At 56.3% G+C, this 7134-nt stretch carries 2 protein-coding genes and 3 pseudogenes; 1 reads left to right on the forward strand and 4 read right to left on the reverse strand.

The window, feature by feature from the left end; genetic code table 11:
* Positions 1–169 precede the first annotated feature (169 nt).
* Entirely contained in the window at positions 170–2119 is a 1950-nt protein-coding gene (locus tag NO889_RS16470) for an FAD-dependent oxidoreductase (RefSeq protein WP_256412782.1), read from the reverse strand.
* A gap of 307 nt (positions 2120–2426) precedes the next feature.
* On the opposite strand from NO889_RS16470, the pseudogene NO889_RS16555 reads away from it, so the two are divergent.
* Positions 2427–2645: pseudogene (locus NO889_RS16555) on the forward strand (serine/threonine protein phosphatase); the annotation flags it as partial.
* Between the two features lie 365 nt (positions 2646–3010).
* Here the strand turns inward: NO889_RS16555 and NO889_RS13575 are convergent.
* The 3 genes and pseudogenes from NO889_RS13575 to NO889_RS13585 all read right to left on the reverse strand — a co-directional run.
* The gene (locus NO889_RS13575) at positions 3011–4132 is read right to left on the reverse strand and encodes a PstS family phosphate ABC transporter substrate-binding protein (protein ID WP_321169288.1); all 1122 of its coding nucleotides are present in this window, start codon (positions 4130–4132) and stop codon (positions 3011–3013) included.
* Between the two features lie 898 nt (positions 4133–5030).
* Positions 5031–7007: pseudogene (ppk1, locus tag NO889_RS13580) on the reverse strand (polyphosphate kinase 1); the annotation flags it as partial.
* 31 nt (positions 7008–7038) lie between these two features.
* A pseudogene (locus tag NO889_RS13585) lies at positions 7039–7134 on the reverse strand (IS5/IS1182 family transposase); the annotation flags it as partial.

Below are 7134 nucleotides of genomic sequence, written 5' to 3' on the forward strand. Positions count from 1 at the left end.
CTACTCGCTCCCTCCGGTCGCTCGTTGAGGGAGGGGCCTTAGCGCCTATCTTCAGGTAATCGTGACTCGTTTAGCATCCGATCGATCTCACAGACTCACCCATAGAGGCTGCTCGGGGTCACCGATCTGGAAACAGACCTCTCAACGGTCGCAAAAATGTACTCGATGCTCAGAGTTCTGTCGCCGTCTCAAAGGCCTCCCAGACAGCTTCGTCGAGCGAACGGGGTGCCCAGCAATCGCCGACTCGGTGGATCGACACGTCAGTACCTGAGAGGGCGCGGTACTGCTCGTAGTCGGCATTACCACCGTGGGCGAAGACGACGGTGTCAACGCTGTCGCGGCGTTCACGATCGTCGTTGAATACGTTCTGGAGAACGATTTCGTCAGCCTCGACAGCGTCGACGCGATGGTGCGGCGTCAGTATGACGCCCTCGGAGTAGAGATCACCAAGAAGTGTATTTTGGATGTACTGCTGGACTGATTCACCCGGCGTGTACGCCGCTGTGACGATCTCGACATCGGCACCGGCGTTGATAGCTTCGGAGGCGACATCAAGGGCAGCCTCGTTCCCATCCCAGTCAGCGACGAGAACCTCGTCTCCGAAGGGATCGTCGGCACGGAGTGCTTCAATCGCGGTACACGATGACACCGACCCAGCGACGGGAATGTCTGGTCTGCGCCCGGTTGCACCCGTCGCGAGGACAAGTTCGTCGGGATCGTAGGCGGCGACGTCGTCCGGATCAAATTGCGTATCGAGTTCAACAGTCACGTCGTGGTCGTCAAGACGTGATGTGAGGGTGGCCAGCCAGTCTTGGTAACGTCCGCGGTGGTCAAGGTCGGCATAGGCGGTCACCTGTCCGCCGAGGTCGCTGGTGGCTTCGAGAAGAGTAACGTCGTGACCTCGTTCGGCTGCTGTCGTTGCTGTGACGAGTCCAGCTGGACCGCCACCGACGACGAGGATTGACTTCGGTGTCGTCACCGAATCGAGGTCACTGTATTCTGCTTCGCGACCAGTGACCGGGTTGATAGTACAGCGAATCGGCAACCCCTCTTGGTACCGACCAATACAGCCTTGATTACAGGCGACGCATGGAATCACGTCATCCCACTCCCCGGCTTTCGTCTTCGCCGGAAGTTCAGGATCGGCGATAAGCGCCCGAGTCATCCCGACCACGTCGGCACCCGTCTCGGTAAGCATGCGTATCGCCTTCTCCGGCGTATTGATACGTGAAGTGACGATCGTCTCACCATCGACAGTCTGATCGATGACCGTGGCGGGTGACTGCGTGACCGTTTCTGATTCGGTGGCAGGTGGGACGATATAACTACAGCCTTCCTGCGTACTGGAGCTGCCGACCACGATACTCCAATAATCAAGCGTCGCCACGTCGTCGATATGTTCGATGATCGGGAGCGTCTCCTCGAATGAGAGGCCCTGTTCAGAGCGTTCTTCAGCACTTATCCGGATCCCAACCACGAAGTCATCGCCCGTATGTTGGCGAATACGATCGGCAATCGCTACAGTGAATCGACATCGGTTCTCGAGCGTGCCACCAAACTCGTCATCTCGATTGTTGACATTCGGGCTCCAGAATTGCGCCGGCAGATAGCTGTGCGAGCCGACGATCTCAACACCATCGAGGCCAGCTTGCTCCATCCGTACTGCTGCGTCGGCGAAGGCGTCGATCATCTCGTACACTTCTGCCGTCTCCATCGGCCGTGGAATGACGTTCAGTCGATCGGTGGGTTCATCAGAGGCCGAAAGCGCGGGCGGGGCGTACTCACCGGCGTAGCGCTCACGTCCGCCATGAAAGAGTTGCGCCAGAAGACGAGTACCGGCCATGTGCATCGCCTCGGCAAATGGTTCGTACGTCTCCACGATGTCGTCGGTGCTGGCGTCGATTGTATGGTCGGTCAACAGACCACTTTCGTGGACGGCGTGGGCTTCAAGAACCACTAGCCCCGCCCCGCCGCGCGCTCGTTCAAGGTGGTATTCGAAGAACGCATCGGTTGGGAGATACTCATCGACAAGCGTCGTTTGGTGGCCCGAACTCATGATTCGATTTGGTAGTTGGATCGATCCTAACCGTGTTGGGTCAAAGAGTGGCGCATACTCCATATGTCTTCAAAATCCGTTATGGATTTTAAATTTCTGATAGATATTTGCTCGTGTTGACAGTCATACCAGACACTCAAGCAGCTGTCTCGAGATGAACGGACAAGCCACGGCCGCTAGCGAACTATCGTGGGACAAATCGCTCTGTTGATCACTGCCGAGCAAGTGGCTTCTTGCCAATTCGTCCTGATCGACTGAAAGACTAGCTGTCTGCGCAGTGGATCAAGTTCTTCTTAACCAACAAACCGACCAAAATATCTCAGGAGTTGGTTAACAACCTATTGGCCACCATACTCGACGCAACCACTACCCGTTTTGGTATGATGATTACGAGGGGCCCTATCGCGTCTTCTTCGGCCACACTGTTCATGACCACCCGGTGGAGCGAGAACATGCCGTCGGCCTCGATACCGGCTGCGTCTACGGTGGAACGCTCATCGCGTACGACTACCGGAACGACGAATTCCTCACCGTAGAGGCGAAGACACATCAAGAACGCGCCAACTCGAAAATTGTCGATCCGGCCTGAGCGGCTCTATTTATTCGATCCTCGATAGAAGAGAGATATTTCCAAAACTAGTTCTTTTGTGACCCTCTTAGCCACTATCCGAAGTGGAACGATGGTGGGCGATTAACGAAACACTCGGCCTAGTATCCATGCGATTCCGTTCGCCACGGAACAGAACAGAAAGAGGCCGATGGCTCTGTTGAAATCCTCTTCTTCAGATATGTTCTCACCTGAAACAGCCGGTCGATGAAAGCTGCCTATTGACCACCAAGGGTTCTACCAGTTCAAAGGGATGTTTCAGTGATCGTGCGAGATACACAGCGCGAATCTCCCATTGCGATTCTATCAGCAGATGTAACGTGTTCGAATCGCAGGTCGCCCGCAATTCACCATTCTGCAGGCGGTTCGACGGGCAGCAAGCCTCTGCCGACGAGCACTCGTTGCCCGAAGGGCGAAGACAACAGTTCGAGGAATGCCTGCTCACGGGCATCAGGCTCGTCAAGCGTGTACAAGTAGACGTCGTCCGTCAGTGGGTACCCCTCCTCGTACACGCTCACACGGTCACCGTCAACGGTCACGTCCAGAATCCGGACATCCCGCTCGCGGGCAAGCCTGACGCCGGATGCCTGGACCACTCCAAGCGCGTTGTCGTGTTCAGCTGCAGCTGATACTAACTGGGAGGCTTGTCCGGCCCGATAATCAAGCGCTGAAGGGGTGGAGTTGCCGGCGAAGAAAAAGTTCTCGTAAGCGGTATTGGTGCTGCTGGTGACCCCGGGTCCGAGAAAGAGAAACGGTTCCACGTCGGGACCTCCCAGAGTTCGCCAATTTGTGATATCGCCCGTGTACAACCGACGAATCTCCCCCGGTGTAAGAGAACCGAGGCCCGATTCCGCGAGGGCGGGTGAAACGATGAATGCCCAGCCGTCTCGGGCGACCAACTCTCGAACGACGGCGTCAGCTCGATCGCCGAGGTACTCCGTCGGTTCCGGTTTGGCCCTCGTTGAGCCAAGTCCTGCCACGTCGACTGTTCCGTCAACGAGCGCCTTGCCGGCCCGCTCTCGTTTCGAGAGTGTGGTCGCAACGTGGAACGGTGGATTAGATCGACCGCCTGAGGGTGCTACCTCTTCCCCGGCAGTAAAGTGGTCCGCGAGTCGTTCGTCGAAACGTGGGCGGGCCCCCATCTGCGTCCAGACGAGACGGTCGGCCGTCGGAGATGGATTCGCATTCCACAGACCGGCTCCAAGCTGGACAGCTTCCGATAGGGCCCCCGTGGTCGCAATCGTAACTGGCCCTGTTCTCGCAGAGTGATCGTTGGGACAACTTGGGTTTGCCGGTCTGGTCTCGCGGTTCGGTGTCTGTGTTTCTGTCGGGGTGTCATCATCAGCATCCACCACGCCAGCGTGCAACGAACACCCCGTGAGCGCACCGAGGAACCCGGTACCTGAAGCGAGGAATTCTCGACGGGTCCGCCACCGATTCGATGACGGTTTAGAGTCGGTGGAGGGCATATACTACGGAACAGATAGTGTTCTATTACCAATCTTACTATGAATACTATATACCTGACTGGTTGGCTCTGTTGAAATACTCTTCTTCAGACATATCATTGCCTGAAACAGTTGCTTGATGAGAGCTGCAAGTAGAATAGTTGAGATCGAACAAAGAATTCATACACGGTTTGCAAGGTACTCCAGAATGGTGTCTCAATGCCCTCCATCAACGATCCAGAAGTCCAAAGAAGACGTGTACATCGTCGCCGCCTTCTTTACCACAATTTCAGTGGTTGGTCTCCCGGTAGGCGCGTTCTTAGTCTATCGATCATTCCAGATTCATCGGTCACTCCCCAACGATGATGACGATAGCCAGTAAGGAGTAACTCGCTCATTCGTACAGACCAATCTCACTCCTTCCCGCAGACCAACCTCGGTTCGTACCACATTCGTGCACTGTATTGAGCGATGCGTGCGTTCCCTGTACTGACCGTGACCGGGCAGAATATATCACTTTCTGAGGATTTCAACAGAGCCAGGCCGGTAAAAAGAGTAGCCGGTCCCGAGTCGTAATACCCAATACCGAGAGCAACAGTCACCAATGAGCCGAGACAGATTCCCACAACTGGAGCCAGTCCCAACAGAACGCTGATCAAGATGCTCACACGCTCGTAACCGAGCACTCCAGCGATCAGGGCCCCACCGAGGACGCTACCGGACAGAACGACATTCGAAGCGAAATTGTAGGTCCCGGCGCTGATTCCGTCACCAGCGTAGTCGATTCGAAGGACAGCGTACGCTACTACGGTTGCCGCACAAAGAACGAGTACACCGGTGGCGACACTGAGACCTTCATCGATCAAGGATCGATCGGAGAGTATCTGACTCTCAAATAGCGAACTCCTCATGAACGTAGTCACTTGTACTCGGTCTGAAGACGGTTTTGTGCTCCCTCTCGCGTTTTGAAATATCGTCGGTCGCCCTCCGCCGTCCGAACAGCCCAGTCGTACGTCTCGCTATCAGGACGGTACCAGTGATCAGAGTACACATCGAACACGGACAAGTCTCCCCCATCGGAATGTGTCTGTTTTTCATCGGCATCGAGATCGGCTTCGTCCGACACTTCGGATCGAGCGTCCGTCTCGCTCTCTGTGACATCCTCAACGAGAAGCGTTTCCTCGATCAGATCCGTATCGACGATCATTCCAGGACCGTAGCCGTTGTCAAATGCTGCTTCCGTCGCTGTCATCAGTATCTCTTGGATGTCTCGAACCGGGTCGTCGTCGGAAGAGACCGCTTCGTAGGTTCCGTCGCTTTGCATCACCCATCGACGGCGGTTATCTGTTAGTGACGCCTCCAATATGAACCGGAGCTGTTCGCGCAGTTGCGTGTCTTCGACCGGCGCGACCGCTTCTACTCGATAATCGAGATTCCGAGTCATCCAATCGGCGGAGCCGATGTACCACTCGGGACTGCCTCCGTTCTCGAAGTAAAATATCCGAGCGTGTTCGAGGAATCGGCCGACAATCGAGTGGACGGTGATATTCTCGCTTAGTCCTCCAATACCGGGACGAAGCCGGCAGATATCTCGCACGATCAAATCGATTTCGACGCCGGCCATCGAAGCACGATAGAGTTCCTCGACCATCGACGGGTCTTCAAGCCCGTTTATTTTGACCACAATCCGTGCCCGCTGACCAGCACGAGCATGCTCGGCCTCTCGTCTGACCATCTCCGTGAACCGCTCACGCATCGTTACGGGTGCGATCAAGAGCTTCCGGAACCGGTCGTCGAGCGTCGGTCCGGTAAAGAAGTTGAACACCTTCGTGAGATCGAACCCAATGTCTCGATCAGCGGTCAACAGTCCCAAGTCGGAATACCCTTTGGCGGTCCCGGAATGATAGTTGCCAGTACCGATGTGAGAGTAGAGCTGAACGCCATCCTCTTCTTGGCGCACGACGAGCGCCGTCTTCGTGTGCGTCTTCAGCCCCACAGTCCCGTACGCGACGTGGATGCCCTCCTCTTCGAGTTGTCGAACCCACTCTAGGTTGTTCTTCTCGTCGAACCGAGCCTTCAGTTCGACCATCACCGCGACCTGCTTGCCGTTGTCGGCGGCATTGATGAGGCTCTGAATGACCTTCGAGTCGCTCGCGGTTCGATAGATCGCCGCCTTCACCGCGAGCACGTCGGGATCGGTCGCGGCCGCGTTGAGGAATCGCTGGACTGTCCCCTCGAACGAGTGATACGGGTGGTGCGCGAGAATGTCCCCGTGTTTGATTTCGTCAAAGATACTCTTCGTCTCGTCTCTAGTATCACTCGCCAGTGAGCCTAATCGGGGATGAGGCTTTGGTGACCACGCCGGCGGCTTGAGGTCGGGACGATCGAGATCGATAAGCTCGAAGAAGTCCTCGAAGTCGATCGGTCCCTCGCGGTGGAAGACTTCTCGGTCGTCGACCCCGAGCTGATCTTTGAGAATCGCCAGTGACCCGTCGGGCATATCGGCGTCAACCTCTAGCCGGACCACCGTCGCGAAGCGTCTCTGTTCGATGACCTCCTCAACCATATCGACGAGGTCTTCGGCGACCTCTTCGTTCCGCCGCACCTCGGCGTTTCGCGTCACCTTGAATTTCGATACGTCACGGATATCGAGATCGGGGAGCAACAGGTCGAGGTTACGTTCGATGAGGTCTTCGATGAGAACATATCTGTCAGCCTCGCCAGAAACGCTGATGAGGCGGGGTTGATTCGGCGGAATCTTGATCCGGGTGAATGTCGGCTCGTCACCCCCGTTCGACGAGAGCACAGCGAGCGAAAGCGAGAGGTTAGAGATGAACGGGAACGGGTGAGCGGGATCGAATGCGAGCGGCGTTAGTGTCGGCAGAATAGACTCCTCTGCTTTGTTGAATCCGATGACGGCGTCGGGGTCACTGTTTGAGCGCCTGTTCGAGGTTGTAGACTGCGGCGGTCAACACGAGTTCGCGGAACTCGCGGTACCACGCGCGAGGATGGACAGCGGGGCC

It is taken from the genome of Halorubrum rubrum, from assembly GCF_024494685.1.
Taxonomy (GTDB): domain Archaea; phylum Halobacteriota; class Halobacteria; order Halobacteriales; family Haloferacaceae; genus Halorubrum; species Halorubrum rubrum.

Coding starts and splice junctions, on each gene's coding strand:
- NO889_RS13575 (WP_321169288.1), bottom strand. CDS start 4,132: ATGCCCTCCACCGACTCTAAACCGTCATCGAATCGGTGGCGGACCCGT.
- NO889_RS16470 (WP_256412782.1), bottom strand. CDS start 2,119: ATGGAGTATGCGCCACTCTTTGACCCAACACGGTTAGGATCGATCCAA.